This window comes from Leisingera sp. JC1, assembly GCF_001679925.1.
Lineage (GTDB): Bacteria > Pseudomonadota > Alphaproteobacteria > Rhodobacterales > Rhodobacteraceae > Leisingera.
Window position 1 is genome coordinate 33,815 of record NZ_LYUZ01000001.1, and the last position, 23,327, is coordinate 57,141.

Consider the following 23,327-nt stretch of genomic DNA (forward strand, 5'->3'; position numbering starts at 1 on the left):
CTGCGCGGCCAGGGCACAGGGTCGCAAATCAGATAAAGGCCACAAAAAAGGCGCCCGAAGGCGCCTTGTTTTATTGGTCGGAGTGAGAGGATTCGAACCTCCGACCCCTGCCTCCCGAAGACAGTGCTCTACCAGGCTGAGCTACACTCCGACCGTGGAGGGCGAAATAGCTCAGGGCGCGGGGTTTGACAAGGGCGATTCCACAGAAAGATGCGGATTTCGGGAAATCTTTTCTGCAATGAGGGACGGTGGGAAATACCACGGAAAAGCCCCGCGCCGGAGGCCGGGCGGGGCTTGTGCTCATTTGCGATTAGCGGCTGAAAATCAGAGGCTTGCGTCCAGCGCAGCGATGACTGCATCCCCCATCTGGCTGGTGGAGACCGGCTCCACGCCTTCGCTTGCCAGAAGATCCGCGGTGCGCACGCCGTCGGCCAGAACCTTCTCGACCGCAGTTTCCAGGCGGTCGGCCTCGGCGCCCTGATCGAAGCTGTAGCGCAGCGCCATGGCAAAACTCAGAATGCAGGCGATCGGGTTCGCCTTGCCCTGGCCCGCGATGTCGGGCGCAGAGCCGTGCACGGGCTCATAAAGCGCCTTGGGGCGGCCGTTTTCCATCGGCGCACCAAGCGAGGCGGAAGGCAGCATGCCAAGCGAGCCGGTCAGCATCGCGGCGCAGTCGGACAGGATGTCGCCGAACAGGTTGTCGGTCAGGATGACGTCGAACTGCTTGGGCGCGCGCACCAGCTGCATGGCGCCGTTGTCGGCGTACATGTGGGAGAGCTCCACCTCCGGGTAATCCTTGGCAACGCGGGTCACCACCTCGCGCCACAGGATGCCGGATTCCATCACATTGGCCTTCTCCATCGAGCAGACCTTCTTGTTCCGGCGCATCGCCAGCTCGAACGCGGAGCGGGCGGCACGTTCGATCTCGCTCTCGGTGTAGCGCTGGGTATTGATGCCGACGCGCTCGTTGCCTTCCTCGAAGATGCCGCGCGGCTCGCCGAAATAGACGCCGGAGGTCAGCTCGCGCACGATCATGATGTCGAGACCGGCGACGATGTCCTTTTTCAGCGAAGAGAAATCCGCCAGCGCATCAAAGCACTGCGCAGGGCGCAGGTTGGAGTAGAGGTCCATCTCCTTGCGCAGGCGCAACAGGCCGCGCTCGGGCTTTACCGAGAAGTCCAGATCGTCATAGGCCGGACCGCCGACGGCGCCGAGCAGCACCGCGTCAACGTCCTGGGCCTTGGCCATGGTCTCATCCGCCAGTGGCTTGCCATGCTTGTCATAGGCGGCGCCGCCAACCAGATCCTCGCTCACATCGAACTGCAGGCCGCGCTTGTCTCCGAACCAGGAGATGATCTTGCGCACCTCGGCCATGACCTCGGGGCCGATGCCGTCGCCGGGCAGAATCAGAATCGATGGGTTGGGCATGGGGATCCTCCAAAAAAACAGCTGGCAAGGGCGTAGCGGGACAGCAGGGCAGGGTCAATAACAGCCCCGGGAAATAAAAGCGATTGATGGGGAAACGCCTGCGCAAGGGCGTTGCTGCGGGCGGCTCAGTCCAGCAGCAAATCCACCCAGACCAGCCGGTGGCGGCTTGCGGCTGTCGCAGGGGCGTCCGGGTGAACCGGCCAAAAGACGCCGCTGCCTGTAACGGGAAGCCCGTCCGATGGAAGCACATAGTCCACCCTCATAGGACCTGCGCTTTGCCACTCCACAGTGGCGGTGCCGCCCTGGGGACTCTGCGGGCGGGGATCCTGAATGCGAGGATCGGCCGGAAGGCCTCGGATCGCGTCCTTGCGGCCCTCGCCGTGTTCCGGGTCGAGATTGGCATCGCCTGCAATGACAAAGGGAGGTTCGGGTGCAGATCCAAACGTTTCGTCCAGCAGCAGTTGCCACAGCCGGATTTCATCGTGGTTGCGTTTCCCATTGCGGTCTTCCGGCCCGTCAAACAGCGGCGGAGTCGCGTGGAAGGTCATCACATTGAGGCGGGAGCCATCCGGCAGCACCAGCGGCACCAGCCAGTGGCCCGTGGCGGACAGGCGTTGCACCGCTTGCGCGCCGACCGAAGGGAAGGGGCTGCCATCCGGGTATTGCGGAAGCAGGGCACCCGGTATGTCCTTCCACAGGAGAGAGGAAAAGTCCCGGATGCCGTCATGATCCACTGGAAGCCGGGACAGCAGCGCAATGCCGCCCTGGCCACGGAACTTTCCGAACCCTTGATTGTCGCGCGGTTCGCCGGTTTTACCATTGCCGTCCAGGTCCAGCAGGGCAGGCGGGGGCAGGCCGGAATTGGGTTGCAGCGCAACACGGTAAGGGTAGTCCAGGCCCCTGTCCGCCAGCAGCGCGGCCAATGCTGCCAGCGCCCGGCCTTCGTAGTCCCAGTCGATCCCCTGCAGTGCCAGCACATCCGGCTGCACGGTGGTGATCACCTCCACCACCGCAGCGACCTGCGGATCGCTGCCGCCGGTGATGTCCCGCAGCAGCAAGCCTGGACCGTCACGCGACAATTCGGTGTTGAAAGTTGCAATGCGGAGGGTATCTGTCCAGCCGGCCCCGGCAGCAAGGATCAGGAGAAGGCCTGCCGCCAGTTGCCTCATGCGGTTTGCAAGGCCTCATCCGCGCCGAGACTGGCTGCTCGCCGTTTCAGAGCGATCAGCCCGGCAATGCGCAGCATCGCCATGCCCCGCATGATCATTGAAGCAGGCACCAGCGCCCAAGCGCCAATCACCCAGATCAGCATATGCGGTGACGCCAGAATGCCCGGATCCACGAAGCCGGAGGCAAGTTTGACCGCGGCAGGCAGAGCAAAGGGCAATAGCGCGCCGCCGGCAATATTGACGCGGCCGTCCCTTTGCAGGCGCTGCACCACATCGCCACCAGTGGTGGGATCGAACAGGGGCAGGTTGACCCAGACGTTGAAGGCGCCGTTGCCCACCGGCCAGTGGCCGACCCGGATAACCAGCGCAAAGAGGGCGATGGCGGCCGCAGCGATCGCACTGGCCAGTCCAGCCGCGTCACGCACCATCAGAACAACCGGTTCCGGCACCTGCGGCGGCATCATCAGAACCGTCATCTGCACCGGTGAATAGGCAAAGCCGAGACCGCCGCCCAGCCAGCTGCCCAGCTGCTGCACCAAGGCGGTCAGCCCTGTCGGCGCAACCGGGTGAGCCGCCAGCAGGCTGAGCGCACCAATGGTGGCGGCAGCCGCGGCAAACCGCATGCGGTTGATGGGCGGGGCGTTGCGGAATTCTATGAAACTGGGGAAATGGGAAGCGTATTCGCTGAAGGCCAAGGCGCAGCCCAAGAGCGCGATGAACAGGATGATCTCCGGCGAAACGGTAGCGGATGCCGGCAGAATCAGCGTCGGCATCGAAAACAGCATGGCCACCAGTAAGCCGCGGAACGCCGCGCCCGTGATACGTGCAAACACGTCTTTCATTCCCTTCAAACCAGCGCGGGCTTTTTGCCTCTTGCGTCCGGATTTGAAGCCCCCCGGTAGAACGGGCCGGGGCGCTCTGCCTCATTTTTGCCCCATTGTGCCCGGCTGGCGGCTTTCCGCTCAAGAGGGCTCGGCTGATGCATGGACACTTTCCCTGCCGCACTGGTGCGGGATTGCATCATGCTTTCAGTTCTATTTGATGGTGTTGGCGGTCTTGCCACCAGATGCTGTGTGTCTGCTCATCCGGTGCACAAGCAAGGTGCCGCCAGGCAAATGCGGCAGAAATGCGGCGCAAATCTGGCGCGCAAAAAAATACCGCCCCGAGCCGGGGCGGTTTTCAGTGTTTCATCAGTCAGCCCGGTATCAGACCCAGGGGCGCTCCTGCGCGGCTTTGTCCTCGAAAGATTTGATCGAGTCGGCCTTTTCCATGGTCAGGCCGATGTCATCCAGACCGTTCAGCAGGCAGTGCTTCTTGAAGGCGTCGACCTCGAAGCTGATCACTTCGCCGTCGGAAGTGGTGATCTCTTGCGCTTCCAGGTCCACGGTCATCCGGGCGTTAGCACCCTTCTCCGCGTCCTTCATCAGCACATCGACCTGCTCCTGCGGCAGCACAATCGGCAGGATGCCGTTCTTGAAGCTGTTGTTGAAGAAGATGTCCGCGAACGAGGTCGACACGATGCACTTGATACCGAAATCGGCAATCGCCCAGGGCGCGTGCTCACGCGAGGAGCCGCAGCCGAAGTTGTCGCCCGCAATCAGGATCTCGGCGCTGCGGTACTGCGGCTTGTTCAGCACGAAATCCTCGATCTCGGTGCCGTCGCGGTTATAGCGCATCTCGTCGAACAGGTTCTTGCCGAAACCGGTGCGCTGAATCGACTTCAGGAACACCTTGGGGATGATCATGTCGGTGTCGATGTTGACCAGCGGCATGGGGGCCGCAATGCCTTGGATCTTGGTGAATTTTTCCATGCTTCTGGCTCCTTACATCAGCTCGCGCACGTCGGTCAGCTTGCCGGTCAGGGCAGCGGCGGCAGCCATCGCGGGGGACACCAGATGGGTGCGGCCCTTGTAGCCCTGGCGGCCTTCGAAGTTCCGGTTGGAGGTTGCGGCGCAACGTTCTTCCGGGGCCAACTGGTCGGGGTTCATCGCCAGGCACATGGAGCAGCCCGCAAGGCGCCACTCGAAACCGGCGGCCTCAAAGATCTCGGCCAGGCCTTCTTCCTCGGCCTGGGCGCGGACCAGGCCGGAGCCCGGAACGATCATGGCGCGCATGCCGTCTTTGATCTTCTTTCCTTTCACCACCTCGGCCACGGCGCGCAGGTCCTCGATGCGGCCGTTGGTGCAGGAGCCGATGAACACGGTGTCGATCTCGATGTCAGTGAGTTTCTGGCCGGGGGTCAGGCCCATGTACTCGATCGAGCGGCGGGCCGCTTCGACCTTGCCGCCGGAGAAGTCTTCGGGGTTCGGTACCACACCGGTGATCGGCAGCACGTCCTCAGGGCTGGTGCCCCAGGTGACAACCGGCTCGATGTCCTCGCCCTTCAGGGTGACAACCTTGTCGAAATGGGCGCCTTCGTCGGTGTAGAGGGTCTTCCACCAGTTCAGCGCGGCTTCCCACTGGGCACCCTTCGGGGCGTGCGGGCGGCCTTTGACATACTCAAAGGTGGTTTCGTCCGGGGCGATCAGGCCTGCACGGGCGCCGCCTTCGATCGCCATGTTGCAGACGGTCATGCGGCCTTCCATTGTGAGGTCCCGGATCGCTTCGCCGCAGTACTCGATGACATAGCCGGTGCCGCCGGCGGTGCCGGTCTCGCCGATCACGGCCAGGGTGATGTCCTTAGCGGTGACGCCCGGCTTCAGCTTGCCGGTGATCTCCACCTTCATGTTCTTGGACTTCTTCTGGATCAGCGTCTGGGTGGCCAGCACGTGCTCCACCTCGGAGGTGCCGATGCCATGCGCCAGCGCGCCAAAGGCGCCGTGGGTGGCGGTGTGGCTGTCGCCGCAGACCACGGTCATGCCGGGCAGGGTCCAGCCCTGTTCGGGGCCGACGATGTGCACGATGCCCTGGCGGACGTCATCCACCGGGTAGTAATGCACGCCGAATTCCTTGGCGTTCTTGTCGAGCGCTTCCACCTGGATGCGGCTTTCTTCGTTCTCGATGCCTTTGGCGCGGTCGAGTGTGGTCGGCACGTTGTGGTCCGGCACCGCGATGGTCTTTTCAGGCGCGTGCACCTTGCGACCGGCCATGCGCAGGCCTTCAAACGCCTGCGGGCTTGTCACTTCGTGGACCAGGTGGCGGTCGATATAGAGCAGGCTGGTGCCGTCCTCTGCTTCATGCGCAACATGCGCATCCCAGATCTTGTCATAGAGTGTCTTGGGGGACATGGGTCCTCTCCCGTGATGTATTGGGTGTGCTGGCTTTGGGCTGGGCAACCGCCTTATAGGCGCGCCAGGACCGTGCGGGCGGCGCCAAAGAACCGTTCGCGCAGCCGTGCGCGGTCTTGCAGTTCGATCTTTTGCGCCAATACGAGGGTCATGGCTGTCAGATACATCCCGGCGGGCCGGCAATCAAGATTCGTTCTAAGGGAGGAAAAGAAAGCCTGCCCCGCTCAGACTACGTGGCACAGGACGTGCACCCCCTGTGCGCTCCCTGTGCACCGGCCGGTGCCTTTTCCCGCCGATTGGAGAGCCGGGCAGGACGGCTCCTGCCTTGATCCGGGCGCATCGCGGCGGCACACTGGCAGAAAAATGGGGGCGCGCGATGGAGCCGGAAGAGCAGACACCACCCAGAGACGCGATTGCTGAAAGCACCGCCGAAGCACTGGAGCTTGGCCAGCAATTGTGGAACCTGGCAGCTGAGGGCATAGAGCTGCTGCTGAGGCCCTGGAACGCCTATCAGGCAGGGATCGTGCTGGCAGTGTTTGTGCTTGCCACCCTGATCGCGCGGCCGCTGAAAAGCGCTTTTCATGACTGGCTGCGCGCGCGGGAAGGCTGGCCGCGCTGGCGGATACGGGCCGGGCTGGTGGTTCACAAGCGGATCCGGGGTATCCTGTTTGTGCTGCTGATCTGGATGGTTGTCCTGATCATGCAGGAGATGACCTGGCCCAGCCGTTCGCGGCTGCTGACGGTCATCGCCAACCTGTCGCTGGCCTGGCTGATCGTCGCCTTTGCCACCCGGCTGGTGGGCAACCCGCTGCTGCGCAACCTGGTGAAATACGGTGCCTGGGCCTGGATCACCCTGCGTATTCTCGGCATCACCGAAGATGCGGTGCATCTGCTGGACGGGGTTGCCATCAGTTTCGGGGATCTCAGGATCTCGCTGTTCCTGGTGGTGCAGGCAGTGGTGATCCTGGGCGTGATGCTGACGTTGGCGCGGGTCATATCCTCGGTGGCAGCCAACCGGATCCGCGCGAATTCCGACATCTCCCCCTCGATGCAGGTGCTGGCGGCCAAGCTGGCGCAGATCCTGCTGTTCGGCGGTGCCTTCTTTATCGGCCTCAAGGCCATCGGCATCGACCTGACCGGTCTGGCGGTGCTGTCGGGGGCCATCGGCGTCGGCCTGGGCTTTGGCCTGCAGAAGGTGGTGTCGAACCTGGTTTCGGGGCTGATCATCCTCTTGGACAAGTCGATCAAGCCGGGCGACGTGATCAGCCTTGGCGACACCTTCGGCTGGATCAATGCGCTGGGGGCGCGCTACGTCTCCGTGGTGACCCGGGACGGCCGGGAATACCTGATCCCCAACGAGGATCTGATCACCACCCAGGTGGTGAACTGGTCGCATTCCGACAAATACGTGCGTCTCGACCTGCATTTTGGCACCGGCTATGGCGACGACCCCCACTTGGTCCGCAAGATCGCGATTGAGGCTGCGTCCAGCGTCGCGCGGGTGCTGCAGTACGGCAGCAAGAAGCCGGTCTGCCACATCACCGGCTTCGGCGACAGCAGCGTTGATTATGTGCTGCGGTTCTGGATCGACGACCCCACCGGCGGGCTCACCAACATCCGCGGCAACGTCTATCTGGCGCTGTGGGATGCGTTCCAGGAACAGGGCATTTCCATCCCGTTCCCGCAGCGCGAGGTGCGTATGCTGAACGACCCGTTGCCGGTGAGGGTTGCACCTTCGGGCAATGACGGATAAAGCACAGGGCTTGCATCGCCGGGGCGTGGTTTTATTGAAAAGTTACCCTCCGGTTGCTACATTATTATTAGGCCCGGCGCCGGGGCTTGGCGGCGCGTTGCAAGGAGGACTATGTCCTGTCACCCGTACCTCAAGCGGCGGATGCCGCTGTTAATGGGGCAGCCGTGATGGCCGCCCAGTCCCAGCCCACCAGCGAACAGCTGCTGGAGCGGGTTCTCTCCTCACTCAGCGATGACAAAGCCGAAGATGTTGTGCAGATCGACCTGCGCGGCAAAACGTCGATCGGCGATTACATGGTGCTGGCTTCGGGCCGCTCCACCCGTCAGGTCGCTGCGATGGCTGAAAAGCTGACCGACCGGCTCAAGCAGGAGTACCGGATCACCTGCAAGGTCGAAGGTAAGGATGCCGGCGACTGGGTGCTGATCGATTCAGGTGATGTGATCGTCCATATCTTCCGCCCGGAAGTGCGCGAGTTCTACCAGCTTGAGAAGATGTGGATGCCCGCAGGCACCGCGGCAGCACCGGCAGCCGAGGGCTGATCCAAGGCTGATTTGATGCAGGCCCGCGCGATGGGTGCGGGCCGGATTGCTTCAGGAATTTCATGCGTCTGCATATCTGTGCGGCCGGACGCCTCCGCTCTGGCCCGGAAAAATCCCTCATCGACGATTACCTGACCCGGTTCGACCGGACCGGCCGCGCGCTGGGCCTGGGGCCTGCGCGGGTGGTGGAGATTGAGGACAAGAAGAATGCAGGCATGGCAGCCGAGGCTGCGCTGTTGCGCAAGGCGCTGCCCAAGGGGGCGGTGATCTGCACCCTGGATGAGCGCGGCAAGGTGCTGTCCTCTCCCGATTTTGCGGACAGGCTGGCTGGCTGGCGCGACAGCGGCCGTCAGGATCTGGCGCTGATCATCGGCGGCGCAGACGGGATCGACCCCTCGCTGCGGGCCGAAGCGGATTTCTCACTCTCCTTCGGCAAGATGGTCTGGCCGCATATGCTGGTACGGGTGATGCTGGCCGAGCAGATCTACCGCGCCGCCACCATTCTGGCAGGCAGCCCCTATCACCGGGTCTGACCCGGGCGGCACATCTGCTGCCGTGAAAAAGCCGCAAACCCGCCCCGCTCCCGCCGCAGCCAGTCTCCAGCATCTTCTGGTGCGTTAACCAGAAGCCGGAACAGTTGCGCGGCGTCAGGCAAAGGGCTGTACCCCGCACGGGGCAGCGGTTCAGGTGCCATCAGGCCGGTTCCGGAATGCTGCAGCAGAGCAGCAGGAAGCGGAGAGCCTGAGATGGAGATGAGCAAGGAAGAACTGTCGTTGCGCCGGAAATTGCTGTTCAGGCTGCTGGGGAGGCGGGACAGGCCGTCTGCCATCAGGCAGGAGGCTGCGGTCCAAGTCCATTATCCGGTACCCCAGTTCGACGCCAGTTCCGATACGTTTCAGTTCCGTCAGCAGTAAATGGCGCTTCAGGGCAGCTTCAGCGGGTACCGCTGCTGCCCCCATCCGTCTGTCAGGCAGCGCGCCTGAATCTGCACCTGAGTGGTGCCCTCCGGGAGTCGCACGCCGCCCAAGGACCGGGTGAAGGGCTGCTCGTGCTCATGCGGATGCGCCAGAACCCGCAGGCCCAATTCGTTCCCGTCCATATCCAGGACCCGCCATCCGTCGGCGTAGTGCTCCCATCCGGTATCCGGGTGGGACAGGGTGACGCTGAAGGTCCAGCTGCCGCCGGATTGGCGGGCGGTGGCGTTCTCTATCACCGGTTCATCCGCAAGGGCGGGCAGAGCGGCAGTGCTGAGTGCGCAGGTCAGAAGCAGGTGTTTCATGCCTGCACCATAGCTTTGCAGAGGCCGCAGTGCGGTCACGAAACCGTGTCCCCGGTGCTTTCGGGCGGGATGCGCTGGAGAATCCGGCGGGAGGTGGACGCAAACTCGCGCCGGTACAGCACTGCAATGGTGATCAGTGCCGCCGCGCCCAACGGCAGGGCACCCGCCAGCCAGGCCACGGCGGCCAGAGCAAAGTAGGTTGACCGCATGCCGCGGTTGAAGCTGCGCGCGGCGGTGATGCTGATTTCCGCCGCCTGCGCGGCACGGGGATAGGCGAGGTCATGGGCGGGATCATTCGGGACCGCTGCCATCAGCACTGCGCAATAGCCGAACAGCCGGTGCGACCAGACAAATTTCAGAAACGCATTGGACAGAAGCAGCAGCACGGTCAGGATCTTCACCTCCCAGACAAAGGCGGGGGCGCTGTCCTGGATCAGGTCTTCGGCGACGCCCGCCAGCTGTTCGGTATTGCCGATCAGCGCAAGCCCGCCGCCGATCGCAATCATCGCGGCAGACGCAAAAAAGGCGGTGGCCTGGCGCAGGTTGCCGGCCAGCTGGGCGTCAAAAATCCGCGGGTCGCGCTCCACCATCCGCTTCATCCAGTCGCGCCGGAAATCCTCCATCAGCAAGGACACCGAAGGCCGCCCTGAAGGCGGGTTTTCGATCCGCCAGCCGATCCACAGCCAGCCTGCGATCAGCAGGGTCAATGCGGCGAGGTCAAAGAGGGTGAATTGCGCAAGGCGGGTGGTCCAGATCATGGGCCGACCCTATCGCGGCGATACGCCACTTGCCAGACTGCAAGAATTGGTAATATCATTTTACCAAATAGGAGAGCCCGATGGAGATGCCATCCCCGAACCCCGCCATTCTGGCCCGCAAGGCGCGGCTTGCCGAGCGTCTGCTTTCTGTGCTGCCCGCGGATGCGGTGATCCAGGACGAGGCGGAGACCCGTGCCTATGAATGCGATGCGCTGACCGCCTACAGATGCCCGCCCTTGCTGGCGGTGCTGCCGCGGAGCACGCAGGAGGTCTCAGCCGTGCTGCGGATCTGCCACGAAGAAAGCGTGCCGGTGGTGCCGCGCGGCGCGGGCACCTCGCTGGCGGGCGGGGCGCTGCCGACAGCGGATTGCGTGATCCTGGGTGTGGCGCGGATGAATGAGGTGCTGGAGACGGATTTTGAAAACCGCGTCATCCGGGTGCAGACCGGGCGCACCAACCTGAGTGTTTCCGGCGCGGTGGAGGACGAGGATTTCTTCTATGCACCGGATCCGTCCTCGCAGCTGGCTTGTGCCATTGCCGGCAATATCGCGATGAACTCAGGCGGGGCGCACTGCCTGAAATACGGGGTGACGACCAACAACCTGCTGGGCGTGACCATGGTGATGATGGACGGCACCGTGGTGGAGATCGGCGGCGCGCATCTGGATTCGGGCGGGTTGGACCTGCTGGGTGTCATCTGCGGCAGCGAGGGGCAGCTGGGGGTGGTGACAGAAGCCACCCTGCGTATCCTGCGCAAGCCGGAGGGCGCGCGGCCTGTTCTGATCGGCTTTGACAGCAACGAGGTGGCCGGCGCCTGTGTTTCGGACATCATCAAGGCGGGGATTCTGCCGGTGGCGATCGAGTTCATGGACCGCCCCTGCATCAAGGCCTGCGAGGCCTTTGCCAAGGCGGGCTACCCGATGTGCGAGGCGCTGCTGATCATCGAAGTCGAGGGCAGCGAGGCGGAAATCGGTCACCAGCTTGGGCTGATCACGGAGATCGCCCGCTCCCACAACCCAGTGGAGCTGCGCGAGGCGGGGAATGCGGATGAGGCCGCCCGGATCTGGCTGGGCCGCAAGTCGGCCTTTGGCGCCATGGGGCAGATCAACGATTACATGTGCTTGGACGGGACCATTCCGGTCTCCTCGCTTCCCTTTGTCCTGCGCCGGATCGGCGAAATGAGCAAGGAATTCGGGCTGGACGTGGCCAATGTCTTCCACGCGGGTGACGGCAATATGCACCCCTTGATCCTGTTCGATGCCAATAAACCCGGTGACTTGGAGACCTGTGAAGCTTTCGGCGCGGAGATCCTGAAGCTCTGCGTCGAGGCGGGCGGCTGTCTGACTGGGGAGCACGGGGTGGGGATCGAGAAACGCGATCTGATGCTGCATCAGTACAGCGAGACGGATCTGGAGGCGCAGCTGAAGGTCAAGGACGTGTTCGATCCCAAGTGGCTTTTGAATCCGGCCAAGGTGTTCCCGCTGCCGGTGACCGAAGGCCGCCGTGCCGCCGTGGTTGCTGCCGAGTAACCCTTGGGGGCTAGCCCCCAAACCCCCAGAGTATTTTTGGCAAGATGAAAATGATGACACCTCAGAGCGAGGCCGAACTGGCCGAAATCATTGCAGGCGCAAACGGGCCGCTGTGCATTCAGGGCGGCGGCAGCCGAGGGCTGGCGGTGGAGGGCGAGGTCTTGAGCACGCGCGGGCTGTCCGGTGTGGAGCTGTACGAACCGGGCGCTTTGACGCTGGTGGTCAAGGCTGGCACGCCGGTGGCGGAGGTGGAGGCGCTGCTTGCAGCGGAAAACCAGCGGCTGGCGTTTGAGCCGATGGACCACCGCGGGCTGCTGGGCACAGACGGCGAGCCGACCATCGGCGGCGTGATTGCGGCCAATGTCTCCGGCCCCCGGCGCATCCAGGCGGGCGCAGCGCGGGACCACCTTCTGGGGGTGCGGTTCGTGGACGGTTCCGGCCAAGTGGTCAAGAACGGCGGCCGGGTGATGAAGAATGTGACCGGCTATGACCTGGTCAAGCTGATGTGCGGCGCCCATGGCACGTTGGGGGTGCTGACGGAAGTGTCACTGAAGGTGCTGCCGCGGGCCGAAACCGCCGCCACAGTGACCCTGACCGGCCTCGACCTGCCGGGTGCGGTCAGAGCGATGTTTGCGGCTTTGGGCTCCCCTTTTGACGTGACCGGCGCAGCCTATGTTGCGGATACCTATCAGGCGCATATCCGGGTAGAAGGATTCCGGGCGTCTGCCGCTTACCGCAGCGCGGAGCTGGTCAAATTGCTGTCTTCCTTTGCCATGGCGGAGGTGCGGGAAGATGCAGAGAGCTTGTGGCAGGGCATCCGTGATGTTGCGGCCTTCCAAGGACGGGAGGGCGATGTCTGGCGGATTTCGGTGAAACCCTCCGATGCGGTGGAGCTTGTGCCGCAATTGCAGGCAGACGCATTGCAATTCGACTGGGGCGGCGGGCTGATCTGGGTGTTGGTGCCGGAGGGCACGGATATGCGTGCCCGTGTCAACGTGCCTGGCCATGCCACGCTGGTGCGGGCCAGTGCAGAAACCCGTGCGCGGTTCGGCGTGTTCCAGCCGCAGCCGGGTCCCCTTGCAGCAATCTCTGAGGGGCTGCGACGCCAGTTCGATCCGAGCGGCATCCTAAATCCGGGACTGATGGGGTAGCACATGCAGACCACATTCACCGAAAAACAGCTGCAGGACCCCGGCACCAAACGCGCCAACGAGATCCTGCGCTCGTGCGTGCATTGCGGCTTTTGCACCGCCACATGCCCGACTTATCAGGTGCTGGGGGATGAACTCGACAGCCCCCGCGGCCGGATCTACCTGATCAAGGACATGCTGGAGAACGAGCGGGTGCCGGACGAAAAGACCGTCAAGCACATCGACCGCTGCCTGAGCTGCCTGGCCTGCATGACCACCTGCCCCTCGGGCGTGCACTACATGCATCTGGTGGATCACGCCCGCGCCTATATCGAGAAGCACTATGACCGTCCCTGGAGCGACCGCGTGCAGCGCTGGCTGCTGGCACGAATATTGCCGTATCCAGCCCGGTTCCGGCTGGCGCTGATCGGGGCGAAGCTGGCAAGACCGTTCAAGGGCTTGCTGCCGGACGCGCGGCTGCGTGCGATGCTGGAGATGGCGCCAAGGACCATTCCGCCCGTCAGCCGAAACGACGACCCGCAAAGTTTTGTGCCGGAGACGCCGCGCAGGAAACGCGTGGCGCTGATGACCGGCTGTGCCCAGAAGGCGCTGAACACGGATATCAACGATGCGACTATCCGCCTGCTGACCCGGCTGGGCTGCGAGGTGGTGGTGGCCAGGGGGGCAGGCTGCTGTGGCGCGCTGACCCACCACCTGGGGCGCGAGGAGGAGAGCCACGCAACGGCTGCCAAAAACATCCGCGCCTGGGCGGCAGAGCTGGACGGGCAGGGGCTGGATGCCATTGTCATCAACACTTCCGGCTGCGGCACCACGGTCAAGGATTACGGGTATATGTTCCGCAATGATCCGCTGGCGGACGATGCGGTGCGGATCTCCGGAATTGCCATGGATATCTCGGAACTTCTGATGCAGCTGGACCTGCCGGAGGGCGCAGACAAAGGACTGACGGTGGCCTATCACGCCGCCTGCTCGCTGCAGCACGGCCAGCAGATCAAAACCCATCCCAAGACGCTGCTGAAACGGGCCGGCTTCAAGGTGGTGGAGCCTGCCGACAGCCATTTGTGCTGCGGCTCGGCCGGAACCTACAACCTGATGCAGCCGGAAATCTCAGCCCGGCTGAAGGCGCGCAAGGTGAAGACGCTGGAGGCGAAACAGCCTGATCTGATCGCTGCTGGCAACATCGGCTGCATGATGCAGATCGGCTCCGGCACCGAAGTGCCGGTTGTGCATACTGTGGAACTGCTGGACTGGGCCACCGGCGGCCCGCAGCCGCCTGCGCTGACAGCCGCGGGCAAACATGCGCCGGAGGTGCCGCTGCTGCGCTGAGACCGGCGGCAGAAAGAATCCGGCTGCATTCATCGCAGGCTTGCCGTAATTTTGCCGGAACAGACAATTAATCTCCCAGCCGGTGGATAAGAGGAGACGCATGTGAGGCAGTGGATTCTTGCGGTTGCAGCATTGTTGCTGCCAGCCGCGGCAATGGCGCAGGACAGCCGGCTGAAGCGGATGGACACGCTGGATGCAGGACGCAAGTGGGAAGCTGTCGGGCGGCTCGATGTGAATGGTGAGGGGTTCTGCACCGGCGCGCTGATTGCGCCCGATCTGGTGCTGACCGCCGCGCATTGCCTCTATGACAGCCGCACCAAGGCGCCGATCGACCCCACCAGGATCGAATTCCTGGCGGGCTGGCGCAATGGCCGCGCCTCGGCCTACCGCTCAGTGCGCCGTGCGGTGCAGCATCCGTCCTATGTCTATGACGGCGATCTGTCGACGGACCGGGTGCGAAATGACATTGCCCTGCTGCAATTGCAGCGCCCGATCCGCAATACCAAGGTCACACCTTTTGAAACCGACGAGCGCCCGCGCAAGGGGGCTAAGATCGGTGTGGTCTCTTACGCTCATGACCGCTCGGAGGCACCGTCTTTGCAGGAAGTCTGTGCTGTCATGGCGCGCCAGCAGGGGGTGCTGGTGATGTCCTGCGACGTCGACTTCGGCTCTTCCGGAGCGCCGGTGTTCTCTTTTGAGAACGGCATTCCGCGGATTGTTTCGGTGATCTCTGCCAAGGCGGAAGTCAGCGGTGAGCAGGTGTCGCTGGGGTCGGCCCTGGCGGAGGAACTGACGCTGCTGCAGGCGCAGCTGACCGGCGTGAACACCGGCGGCCAGCTGCCGCCAGGTGTCGGCCGGGTGAAAGCGGGGGAGCGGGCCGGCTCCTTTGGCGCGAAGTTCGTCAAGCAATGAGCTGGCGGGCGCTGATACTGGGCGGGGCCATGCTGGCCTATGCCGGGAGTGCGCTGGCACAGGGGACCGGCCTGCGCCGTCTGACCGACCGGGATGACCTGTTCGGCTGGGAAGCTGTCGGGCGGCTGGAGCTGAACGGGCAGGGCTACTGCACCGGCACGCTGATTGCGCCGGAGCTGGTGCTGACGGCAGCGCATTGTGTTTACGGCAAGGACGATAAGCTGCGCCCGGCAGAGCAGATCAGGTTCCGCGCCGGGCTGCGCGACGGGGTCGCGGTTGCCGACCGCCAGGCGCTGCAGATCGCAGCCCACCCCGGCTATGATCCGCGCCGCCGCCTGAATATGGAAAACATCCGCCATGATGTAGCGCTGATCCGTCTGGCGGAGCCAATTCTCAGCAGCCAGGCAAATGCGTTTGCGCTGCATTCGGGCGAGGAATACGGCAGCGGTATTTCTGTGACCTCCTATGGCAAGGGCCGGGACGAGGCGCTGTCGCGCCAGCGCCAGTGCAACCTGATGGGGGAGCACAGGGATGTTCTGATGATTGACTGCAATGTCACCTTCGGCTCCTCCGGGGCGCCGGTGTTTTCGCAGGTGGGCGGGCGCGGGCGAATATTGTCGCTGGTGTCCGGCGGCGGCAGTTTCCGGGGCAAACAGGTGGCTTTCGGCATGAAACTGCCGCAGCGGGTGGCGGAGCTGAAGGCACAGCTGCGCCGCAATCCGGCGGCAGCGCCGGACCGTCGGATCAAGCGGATACGGGTCGGCGGAGGTGCTTCCGCAGGCGGTGCAAAATTTGTCAGCGTTGGCGACTGACAGACCTCTTGAAGGCACGATTTTCCCTTCCTATCTCAGGATTGTCCGGGCAGCCGCTGATTGGGGCCCGGCGCAAAACCGGCCTGTCCCTGCGGGGAAGGCACTCTGAAATCGCTCATGAATGAGGATGGAAAATGCGTACTTTTGACTTTGCACCGCTGCACCGTGCCACCATCGGCTTTGACCAGATCGCCAGCCTGATGGACCGCGCCCTGAGCGCCGACGCGGCCCAGTCCAGCTACCCGCCCTACAACATCGAGAAGACCGACGCCGACAGCTACCGCATCTCAATCGCTGTTGCCGGTTTTTCTGACGAAGATCTGAATGTCGAAGTGAAGGAAAACGCGCTGGTTGTGTCCGCGAAGAAAGCAGAGGACGGCGACGGCCGCACCTTCCTGCACCGCGGTATTGCCACCCGCGCATTCGAGCGCCGTTTCACCCTGGCCGATCATGTCCATGTGACCGGGGCCAGCCATGAAAACGGCATGCTGCATATCGATCTGCACCGCGAGGTGCCGGAGGCGCTGAAACCGCGCCGGATCGAAATCTCCTCCTCCCGCCCGAGCCGCCCGGAGATCGAGGCCAAAGCGGTCAACTGATCCCCTGGACAACGGTTCGTGCGTACGAAGCCCCCTGGTTCTGCCAGGGGGCTTTTTGTTTTTGGGCTGTCCTTGCGGACACAGTCAGGAGTTGCAAGGCAACTGCTTGTTAGGAAATTGGCGGCACACTGAGGCGGTGAATGGTTGTTTCGCCGGTGTCCGACCGCCCGCCGGTGCTGTCAATGCGCGGTCCGGGTGAACTGCATGGGACCACAGCAGATACAGCATGTTCAGCAGAGCTTTGCAGGCACACTCGCCCGCAAGGCGGATCTGGCGGAGCGGTTCTATGTGCATCTCTTCACCCGAATGCCGGAAGCACGGGGGATGTTCCGCGGCAATTTCGTGAAGCAGAAAACGGTGCTGACGGCGATGATCACGTCCTGTGTCCGCAATCTGGATGACCCCCGCACGCTGGAGGAAATCGGCACCCAGCTGGCGCAGGAACACGCCCATCTGACCCTTGGCCCGCGGGAGGCGGAGGCGGCAAAGCGGGCGCTGATCGCCGCTTTGCGCGATGTTCTGGGGGCGGAGCTGGACCCGGAGACAGAGTTCGCCTGGGCCAGTGCCATCAGCCGGGTGGCCGGGACGATGACCCGGCACTGATCATCCGGCTGCCCTGATCCGCGGGCGGATCAGACCGCCATGCAGATGTACTTCATCTCCAGGTAATCCTCGATGCCGTGGTGGCTGCCTTCACGGCCCAGGCCTGACTGTTTGACGCCGCCGAACGGGGCCACCTCGGTGGAAATGATGCCGGTGTTCACCCCGACGATCCCGTATTCCAGCGCCTCGGCCACCTTGTACACACGGGAGAGGTCCTTGGCGTAGAAATAGGATGCCAGCCCGAAGATGGTGTCATTGGCCATCGCGATCACCTCATCCTCGTCCTCGAATTTGAACAGCGGGGCGAGAGGGCCGAAGGTCTCGTCGGTGGCAAAGGCCATGTCCTGGGTTGCGCCCTTGACGATGGTCGGCTGGAAGAAGCTGCCGCCCAGTTCCGACGGGTTGCCGCCCAGGATCACTTCGCCGCCTTTCGAGGTGGCATCCGCGATATGCTCCTGCACCTTCTCGACCGCTTCCATGTTGATCAGCGGGCCGAAGTGGATACCGTCCTTGAGGCCGTCGCCGACGTTCATTGCTGCAACTGCGGCTTTCAGTTTCTCCGCGAAGGCATCGTAAACGCCGGCCTGTACATAGATCCGGTTGGCGCAGACGCAGGTCTGGCCGTTGTTGCGGAACTTGCACATGATGGCGCCTTCGACGGCGGCATCCAGATCAGCGTCGTCAAACACGATGAAGGGCGCGTTGCCGCCCAGTTCCATCGAGCATTTCATCACCGTGTCGGCCGCCTGGCGCAGCAGGATGCGGCCCACCTCGGTGGAGCCGGTGAAGGTCAGCTTGCGCACCGCGTCGTTCTCGCAGAACTCCTTGCCGATGTCGGAGGCGCGTGAGGACGGCACCACGTTGAACACGCCCGCCGGAATGCCGGCCCGATCGGCCAGCACTGCCAGCACGATCGCCGACAGCGGGGTTTCCGCGGCGGGGCGGGCGACAAAGGCGCAGCCTGCGGCCAGCGCCGGACCGGCCTTGCGGGTGATCATCGCGTTGGGGAAGTTCCAGGGGGTGATCGAGGCGGCAACACCAATCGGCTGCTTCAGCACGGTGATGCGCTTGTCGCGCTGGTGGCCGGGGATCGTCTCGCCGTAGATGCGCTTGGCCTCTTCCGCGAAGAATTCGATGAACGACGCGCCATAGGCGATCTCACCGCGGGATTCCGCCAGCGGCTTGCCCATCTCGGCGGTCAGGATCACCGCCAGGTCCTCCTGGTTTTCCATCATCAGGTCGAACCACTTGCGCATCGCATTGGCACGCTCCTTACCGGTCCATTTGGCCCATTCCTTTTGCGCGGCATCAGCTTGGGCGATGGCACCCGCAACCTGCGCGCGGCTGGTGTCAGCGACCTGGGCGATCACGTCGCCGCGGGCCGGGTTGGTCACGTCAAAGGTGCCTTCGCCATCGGCAAACTGGCCGCCGATATAGGCGCGGGTTTCCAGCAGGCTGGGGTCTTTGAGCAGGGATTTCAGGTCAGTGGTTGCGTCAAGCATGGCGGGCCTCCCGGGTGTTCTGTTGCGGAATGCAAAGCAGTTGTGCCTTGATATGTCCAGAAGGATTGATGAGTCCAGAATTTGATCAAATTCCGGGCAAAGATTTTGAGCCAAGCAATTTGACATGTGCTGTGCCAGACTGTCTGGTAGCGGCCAACAATAAGAACAGGGGAGACTGGGCATGGAATTGGATGATGCCTATGCCAACGGGGCCTATATCGAAAACGCAGATAAGTATCCGCCGCGCTGGGCGGCCTCGGCGGAAGATTTCCGTAACAGCCTGCATGAGCGTGCCCGGCTGAACGTGCCTTATGGCGAGGGAGAGCGGCAGACCTTTGACCTGTTCCTGCCTGAAGGCACCGCCAAGGGACTGTTTGTCTTTGTCCACGGCGGCTATTGGCTGGCTTTCGATAAAAGTTCCTGGTCGCATCTGGCGCGCGGCGCGCTGGCACATGGTTGGGCGGTGGCGATGCCGTCCTACGATCTGTGTCCGGAGGTGCGAATTGCCGATATCACCCGGCAGGTCACGGCTGCCGTCAAGAAAGCTGCGGCCGAAGTTGATGGACCAATTGCACTGGCGGGCCATTCCGCGGGTGGCCATCTGGTGGCGCGGATGCTGGACAAGGCGCTGCTGCCGGCGGACGTGGGCGCACGGATCAAAACAGTGATCCCGATCTCGCCGCTGTCGGACCTGCTGCCCTTGCTGCGCACCTCGATGAACCAGAAGTTCAAGATGGATTCGGCTGCTGCGGTGGCAGAAAGCCCGGTGGAGATGCAGGACCGCTATGAGGCGGAGGTCACCGTTTGGGTCGGCGGCGAGGAGCGCCCGGCATTTCTGGATCAGGCGGTCTGGCTGGTGGAGGCCTGGGGCGCGGATCATGTGATCGCCTTCGGCAAGCATCATTTCAACGTGATTGACCCGCTGGCCGACCCGGACAGCGATCTGGTGGCGCTGATCGTGAATTGACCACAAGCAGCGGTGGGCGGAAACGCCCACCCTGCGGGGCGTAAATACTTCTTGCCAGAATCTCTCTTCCGAAGCATCTTCCGGCTTAGGGGCCAGGCGATGGCGTCGCCGCATGGAATACATGCCCGCCCCCACATTCCAAAACTGTCCTGAACGCCGGGACCTTTCTTGTAAGAAGGAAGGGTCTGATATGACTGCACGTCCTGAAATGTACCGTTTTCACAATGGTGAGAAGGCGCCGCTGCAATTTGCTGTCTCCGAGTACGAGGCGCGGATTGCGGGCCTGCGCAAGATCATGGCCGACAAAGGGGTGAGCGCCGCGGTCTTCACCTCGATGCACAACATCTCCTACTACTCGGGCTTCACCTACTGCGCCTTTGGCCGCCCTTACGGCCTGGTGGTGACCGCTTCTGAGGCCGTGACCATCTCGGCCGGGATCGACGCGGGCCAGCCCTGGCGCCGCTCGTTCTGCGACAACATCACCTACACCGACTGGCAGCGCGACAATTTCTGGCGTGCAATCAAGTCGGTATCGGGAGAGGGCGCGGTGGTCGGCTATGAAAGCGATCACCTGACGCTGCTGCAGAAGGCCAAGCTGGAAGGGTTCCTGAAACCGTCCGAACTGGTTGACCTTTATGAGCCGACCATGCGCCAGCGGATGGGCAAATCCGCGGCTGAGCTGGACATGATCCGGGCAGGCGCCGCGGTGGCCGACGTCGGCGGCTTTGCGATCCGCGATGCGGTCAAGGAAGGCGCGCGGGAGATAGACGTGGCGATGGCCGGCCGTGATGCGATGGAGCTGGAGATTGCCAAGCGTTTCCCGGATGCGGAGTACCGCGATTCCTGGGTGTGGTTCCAGTCCGGCATCAACACCGACGGTGCCCACAACCCGGTGACGGGGCGCACCCTGCGGCGCGGCGACATCCTGTCCCTGAACACCTTCCCGATGATCTCCGGTTACTACACGGCTCTGGAGCGGACCATGTTCGTGAAGGAAGTGGATGCCGACTCCCTGCGCATCTGGGAGGCCAATGTGGCGGCCCATGAGCTGGGCATCTCGCTCTTGAAGCCGGGTGCGAGCTGTGCGGAAATCACCCATAAGATCAACGCCTTCTTCGAAGAGCAGGACCTGCTGCAGTACCGCACCTTCGGCTATGGCCACTCGTTCGGCGTCTTGTCGCACTACTATGGCCGCGAGGCGGGGCTGGAGCTGCGCGAGGACATCGACACGGTGCTGGAGCCGGGCATGGTGATCTCGATGGAGCCGATGCTGACAATCGCCGATGGCCAGTCAGGTGCCGGCGGCTACCGCGAGCATGACATCCTGATCATCCACGAGGACGGCAACGAGAACATCACCAAGTACCCCTATGGGCCGGAGTTCAACGTCGTCGGCTGAGGCTTCCGGTTTTTGAAAAGAAGCAGGGGGTGACATCCGTGCACCCCCTGTGCACCGGGCAGGTGCACAGGGGGTTTAGTCTAGTGATAGGCTTGGTCCAAAGGGCGGGTTTGCGCGGGTTGGGACCGCGGGCAAACCGGGGCCTGCGGAACCGCCGCTTCGTGGTCGGCTTGCAGCGGGTGGTTCGCTTTCCACGCCCGTGTCATCCACAGAGCGGCAGCAGCAGGTTCTTGTGCAGCCTGCAGCAGTTCGTGCACCGACAGGCTCAGCTGCGCGGCGTCGTGCTGGGCAATCACCCTGAGAAGGTCCCCGGCCTTGGCCGTTTCCGGGTGATCCAGCAGAAACGCGGTGCGCCCCCAATGCCCCCCGGACGTCAACCCGTTCGCCACTTGCACCCCAGGTGCCAGGTTCATTTCGAAGCTGATCAGCACCGCGTGGATGCTGCCCGGTGCGGTGCAGGCCAGATCCTTTACAACCCGCGCCGGATTGATGTTCGGCCGGGTGAAGTCGAACTCGAACAGCTCTGCCGCTGGGCCCAAGGGGCGGAGCTTGCAGGCTTCGAAATCGTTCGGGGTAAGCTGTGCCACGCGGGCGAAGTGGTGAAAGGCGCTGAGGTCAAAGCCTTCTGCCTCCTGCGGGCGCCAGAGGTCCAGGAGGCCGGAGCTTTCCACCGGCTGGGCCAACAATGTCCCGCGTTCCGGGATGGCGCGTGCGCCGGGTTTGGCCAGCGCCGACATGGCGTGGGTAAGGGTCGCAAGGGCGCCTTCGCCCAGCAGAACGGTATCGACGATTTCCGAGATCACCACATCTGCCTGCTCTGGAATGTCCGCGCCGACGACGATCTCATGCGACCATTTCGGGATGACGGTGATGCGGTCGCTCAGCCCGTTTGCCGCGATGACTCTGGTCGCGGCCTGGGCGATCAGCGGCTGCTGTTCGCAGGTGTAGACATGTTTCGCGCCCGACCGCGCCGCCAGCATGGCGGTCAAGCCAGCGCCGCAGCCAATGTCGAGCACCACATCGCCAGGTTTCACCTTGGCTGCGATGGCCTTGGCATAGGCCTTGTTGCGGGCGGTGTCCGACAGCATCGGAAAATGCCAGCGGGGCACAAATGTCTGGTGCAGCCGCTCCTGCAGGATCTGTGCCTCGTGGTGGCTGGGATCCAGGCTGAGAGCCTCGGAGAGGAGTTGTGCGGTCTGGAGGCCGCCATCGGTCAGCGGGGCGGACTTTGCGGTTTGGACGAGACTGTTGGCGTCTTGGGCGTTGAGAATGGGATTTTCCGGGAAACGGGCAGGGGGTAGTCTTTCAGGCAACTTTTTTCCTCATTTGAAGCAAATGCCACTGACCTGCATATTCCACGGGCGTGTCTAACAATTGGTGAAGGGACGCTGGTGGCCGCAAAAAAGGCGCGGGTGATCCGCTGCGGCTGCACAGGACAGGGGGCTGAATTGGCCTGTGTCCAGCTGGAACTTAGAACAGCGGCTGCGGCAGGGCCGTTGCGCCGGGGCGGGTCTTGGGGCATATGTGCGCCACGGCATAGCCTGCCCCGTTGTTACCCTCTTGCTGAGGACGCCCGCATGTCCGCGCGCGCCCCGCGAGGAAGAAAGAGCCACCGCCATGTATGACGCCCCGGAAAAGAAGAAATCGGAATTTGCGCTGATCCAGCTGATGCCGAACCTGATGACCATCGGCGCCATCTGCGCCGGGCTGTCGGCGATCCGCTTTGCCATCTCCGGCAACTTCAAGCTGGCGGTGATGCTGATCCTGCTGGCGGCGGTGCTGGATGGGCTGGACGGGCGGTTGGCGCGGGCGCTGCGCAGTGTCAGCAAAATGGGGGCGGAGCTGGATTCACTGGCCGATTTCCTGAACTTCGGGGTGGCGACGCCGCTGGTCATCTACCTGTGGGCACTGCAGGACATGCGGGGCATCGGCTGGATTTCGGTGCTGGTGTTCTCAGTCTGCTGCGTGGTCCGGCTGGCACGGTTCAATGTTTCTGCCAAGTCGGAGGAAGACGCGCCGAAGCTGCGCAAAGGGTATTTCGAGGGCATCCCCTCACCCGCGGGCGCGCTGCTGGCGCTGCTGCCGATGTTTGCTTCCTTTGCCTATGGCGGCCGCGAACCGGTGCTGCATGACCTGGTGATCTGTCTCACCATGGTGCTGGTGGGGCTGGCAATGATCAGCCACATTCCGACCTGGTCGCCGAAAGCGGTTAAAATTTCACGAGAGAATGTTAAGTACCTGCTTGTGGGCTTTGCCTTCATGGCTGCGGCATTACTGACCTATGCATGGACCGTGCTGGTTGTGCTATGCCTTGGCTACGTTGCTATGGTGATTTGGGGGCTGGTTTCCAAGCCAAAAGACTAGCCCAAGACGT

The 23,327-nt window shown here is 63.2% G+C and carries 24 protein-coding genes and 1 tRNA gene; 14 read left to right on the forward strand and 11 right to left on the reverse strand.

From position 1 onward, the window contains the following. Window positions 1-74 precede the first annotated feature (74 nt). From A9D60_RS00145 to A9D60_RS00175, 7 genes are all read right to left on the reverse strand, one after another. Window positions 75-151: transfer RNA gene (locus A9D60_RS00145), tRNA-Pro, on the reverse strand. 173 nt (window positions 152-324) lie between these two features. Next, complete coding sequence (gene leuB, locus A9D60_RS00150; protein ID WP_065265723.1) at window positions 325-1,428, reverse strand: 3-isopropylmalate dehydrogenase; 1,104 nt, start codon at window positions 1,426-1,428, stop codon at window positions 325-327. Window positions 1,429-1,553: 125 nt separating this feature from the next. Beyond that, window positions 1,554-2,597 carry an endonuclease/exonuclease/phosphatase family protein gene (locus A9D60_RS00155; protein WP_065265724.1) on the reverse strand — a complete coding sequence of 348 codons (1,044 nt, stop codon included), beginning with the start codon at window positions 2,595-2,597 and terminating at the stop codon, window positions 1,554-1,556. Beyond that, on the reverse strand, window positions 2,594-3,430 hold the full coding sequence (locus tag A9D60_RS00160) for a hypothetical protein (RefSeq protein ID WP_065266045.1): 837 nt from the start codon (window positions 3,428-3,430) through the stop codon (window positions 2,594-2,596). Before A9D60_RS00160 ends, A9D60_RS00155 begins: the two co-directional genes overlap by 4 nt. A 372-nt stretch (window positions 3,431-3,802) precedes the next feature. Beyond that, window positions 3,803-4,408, reverse strand: coding sequence for a 3-isopropylmalate dehydratase small subunit (gene leuD / locus A9D60_RS00165; protein ID WP_065265725.1), 606 nt, complete (start codon window positions 4,406-4,408; stop codon window positions 3,803-3,805). A gap of 12 nt (window positions 4,409-4,420) precedes the next feature. Further along, entirely contained in the window at window positions 4,421-5,824 is a 1,404-nt protein-coding gene (gene leuC, locus A9D60_RS00170) for a 3-isopropylmalate dehydratase large subunit (RefSeq protein ID WP_065265726.1), read from the reverse strand. Between the two features lie 53 nt (window positions 5,825-5,877). Beyond that, window positions 5,878-5,976 carry an isopropylmalate isomerase gene (locus A9D60_RS00175; protein ID WP_226429013.1) on the reverse strand — a complete coding sequence of 33 codons (99 nt, stop codon included), beginning with the start codon at window positions 5,974-5,976 and terminating at the stop codon, window positions 5,878-5,880. A 224-nt stretch (window positions 5,977-6,200) separates the two neighbouring features. Here A9D60_RS00175 and A9D60_RS00180 point away from each other — a divergent pair, with 224 nt between their 5' ends. The 4 genes from A9D60_RS00180 (at window position 6,201) to A9D60_RS26425 (ending at window position 9,030) form a co-directional block, all read left to right on the forward strand. Continuing rightward, a complete protein-coding gene (locus tag A9D60_RS00180) occupies window positions 6,201-7,577 on the forward strand; it encodes a mechanosensitive ion channel family protein (RefSeq protein WP_065266046.1) in 1,377 nt (458 codons plus the stop codon). 167 nt (window positions 7,578-7,744) lie between these two features. Further along, entirely contained in the window at window positions 7,745-8,116 is a 372-nt protein-coding gene (gene rsfS / locus A9D60_RS00185; protein WP_065265727.1) for a ribosome silencing factor, read from the forward strand. Between the two features lie 62 nt (window positions 8,117-8,178). After that, the gene (gene rlmH / locus A9D60_RS00190) at window positions 8,179-8,649 is read left to right on the forward strand and encodes a 23S rRNA (pseudouridine(1915)-N(3))-methyltransferase RlmH (RefSeq protein WP_065265728.1); all 471 of its coding nucleotides are present in this window, start codon (window positions 8,179-8,181) and stop codon (window positions 8,647-8,649) included. A 213-nt stretch (window positions 8,650-8,862) separates the two neighbouring features. Further along, entirely contained in the window at window positions 8,863-9,030 is a 168-nt protein-coding gene (locus A9D60_RS26425) for a hypothetical protein (protein WP_175392856.1), read from the forward strand. An 8-nt stretch (window positions 9,031-9,038) separates the two neighbouring features. Here the strand turns inward: A9D60_RS26425 and A9D60_RS00195 are convergent, their stop codons facing one another. Together A9D60_RS00195 and A9D60_RS00200 are read right to left on the reverse strand one after the other, a co-directional pair. Beyond that, a complete protein-coding gene (locus A9D60_RS00195; RefSeq protein ID WP_065265729.1) occupies window positions 9,039-9,395 on the reverse strand; it encodes a hypothetical protein in 357 nt (118 codons plus the stop codon). A gap of 35 nt (window positions 9,396-9,430) precedes the next feature. Next, window positions 9,431-10,153 (reverse strand): DUF599 domain-containing protein, encoded by a 723-nt coding sequence (locus A9D60_RS00200; protein ID WP_065265730.1) that lies wholly within the window; start codon window positions 10,151-10,153, stop codon window positions 9,431-9,433. 80 nt (window positions 10,154-10,233) lie between these two features. Here A9D60_RS00200 and A9D60_RS00205 point away from each other — a divergent pair, with 80 nt between their 5' ends. From A9D60_RS00205 to A9D60_RS00235, 7 genes are all read left to right on the forward strand, one after another. Further along, window positions 10,234-11,682, forward strand: a complete 1,449-nt coding sequence (locus tag A9D60_RS00205) for an FAD-linked oxidase C-terminal domain-containing protein (protein ID WP_065265731.1) — start codon at window positions 10,234-10,236, stop codon at window positions 11,680-11,682. 53 nt (window positions 11,683-11,735) lie between these two features. After that, entirely contained in the window at window positions 11,736-12,833 is a 1,098-nt protein-coding gene (locus tag A9D60_RS00210) for an FAD-binding protein (RefSeq protein ID WP_065266047.1), read from the forward strand. Window positions 12,834-12,836: 3 nt separating this feature from the next. Then, entirely contained in the window at window positions 12,837-14,159 is a 1,323-nt protein-coding gene (gene glcF, locus A9D60_RS00215) for a glycolate oxidase subunit GlcF (protein ID WP_065265732.1), read from the forward strand. 153 nt (window positions 14,160-14,312) lie between these two features. Then, window positions 14,313-15,071, forward strand: coding sequence for a trypsin-like serine peptidase (locus tag A9D60_RS00220; RefSeq protein WP_065265733.1), 759 nt, complete (start codon window positions 14,313-14,315; stop codon window positions 15,069-15,071). Then, window positions 15,068-15,883 carry a trypsin-like serine peptidase gene (locus tag A9D60_RS00225; RefSeq protein ID WP_065265734.1) on the forward strand — a complete coding sequence of 272 codons (816 nt, stop codon included), beginning with the start codon at window positions 15,068-15,070 and terminating at the stop codon, window positions 15,881-15,883. Before A9D60_RS00220 ends, A9D60_RS00225 begins: the two co-directional genes overlap by 4 nt. 134 nt (window positions 15,884-16,017) lie before the next feature. Further along, entirely contained in the window at window positions 16,018-16,482 is a 465-nt protein-coding gene (locus A9D60_RS00230) for an Hsp20 family protein (RefSeq protein ID WP_065265735.1), read from the forward strand. A 204-nt stretch (window positions 16,483-16,686) separates the two neighbouring features. Continuing rightward, window positions 16,687-17,085 carry a globin domain-containing protein gene (locus A9D60_RS00235; protein WP_065265736.1) on the forward strand — a complete coding sequence of 133 codons (399 nt, stop codon included), beginning with the start codon at window positions 16,687-16,689 and terminating at the stop codon, window positions 17,083-17,085. A gap of 29 nt (window positions 17,086-17,114) precedes the next feature. On the opposite strand, the gene A9D60_RS00240 is transcribed toward A9D60_RS00235, so the two are convergent. Beyond that, window positions 17,115-18,587 carry an NAD-dependent succinate-semialdehyde dehydrogenase gene (locus A9D60_RS00240; protein WP_065265737.1) on the reverse strand — a complete coding sequence of 491 codons (1,473 nt, stop codon included), beginning with the start codon at window positions 18,585-18,587 and terminating at the stop codon, window positions 17,115-17,117. 181 nt (window positions 18,588-18,768) lie between these two features. Here A9D60_RS00240 and A9D60_RS00245 point away from each other — a divergent pair, with 181 nt between their 5' ends. Together A9D60_RS00245 and A9D60_RS00250 are read left to right on the forward strand one after the other, a co-directional pair. After that, window positions 18,769-19,554, forward strand: coding sequence for an alpha/beta hydrolase (locus A9D60_RS00245; protein WP_065265738.1), 786 nt, complete (start codon window positions 18,769-18,771; stop codon window positions 19,552-19,554). A gap of 190 nt (window positions 19,555-19,744) precedes the next feature. Beyond that, a complete protein-coding gene (locus A9D60_RS00250; protein WP_065265739.1) occupies window positions 19,745-20,953 on the forward strand; it encodes an aminopeptidase P family protein in 1,209 nt (402 codons plus the stop codon). An 80-nt stretch (window positions 20,954-21,033) separates the two neighbouring features. Here the strand turns inward: A9D60_RS00250 and A9D60_RS00255 are convergent, their stop codons facing one another. Beyond that, window positions 21,034-22,266, reverse strand: coding sequence for a 50S ribosomal protein L11 methyltransferase (locus tag A9D60_RS00255; RefSeq protein ID WP_065265740.1), 1,233 nt, complete (start codon window positions 22,264-22,266; stop codon window positions 21,034-21,036). Window positions 22,267-22,570: 304 nt separating this feature from the next. On the opposite strand from A9D60_RS00255, the gene pssA reads away from it, so the two are divergent. After that, on the forward strand, window positions 22,571-23,317 hold the full coding sequence (gene pssA, locus A9D60_RS00260; RefSeq protein WP_065265741.1) for a CDP-diacylglycerol--serine O-phosphatidyltransferase: 747 nt from the start codon (window positions 22,571-22,573) through the stop codon (window positions 23,315-23,317). Window positions 23,318-23,327 lie beyond the last annotated feature (10 nt).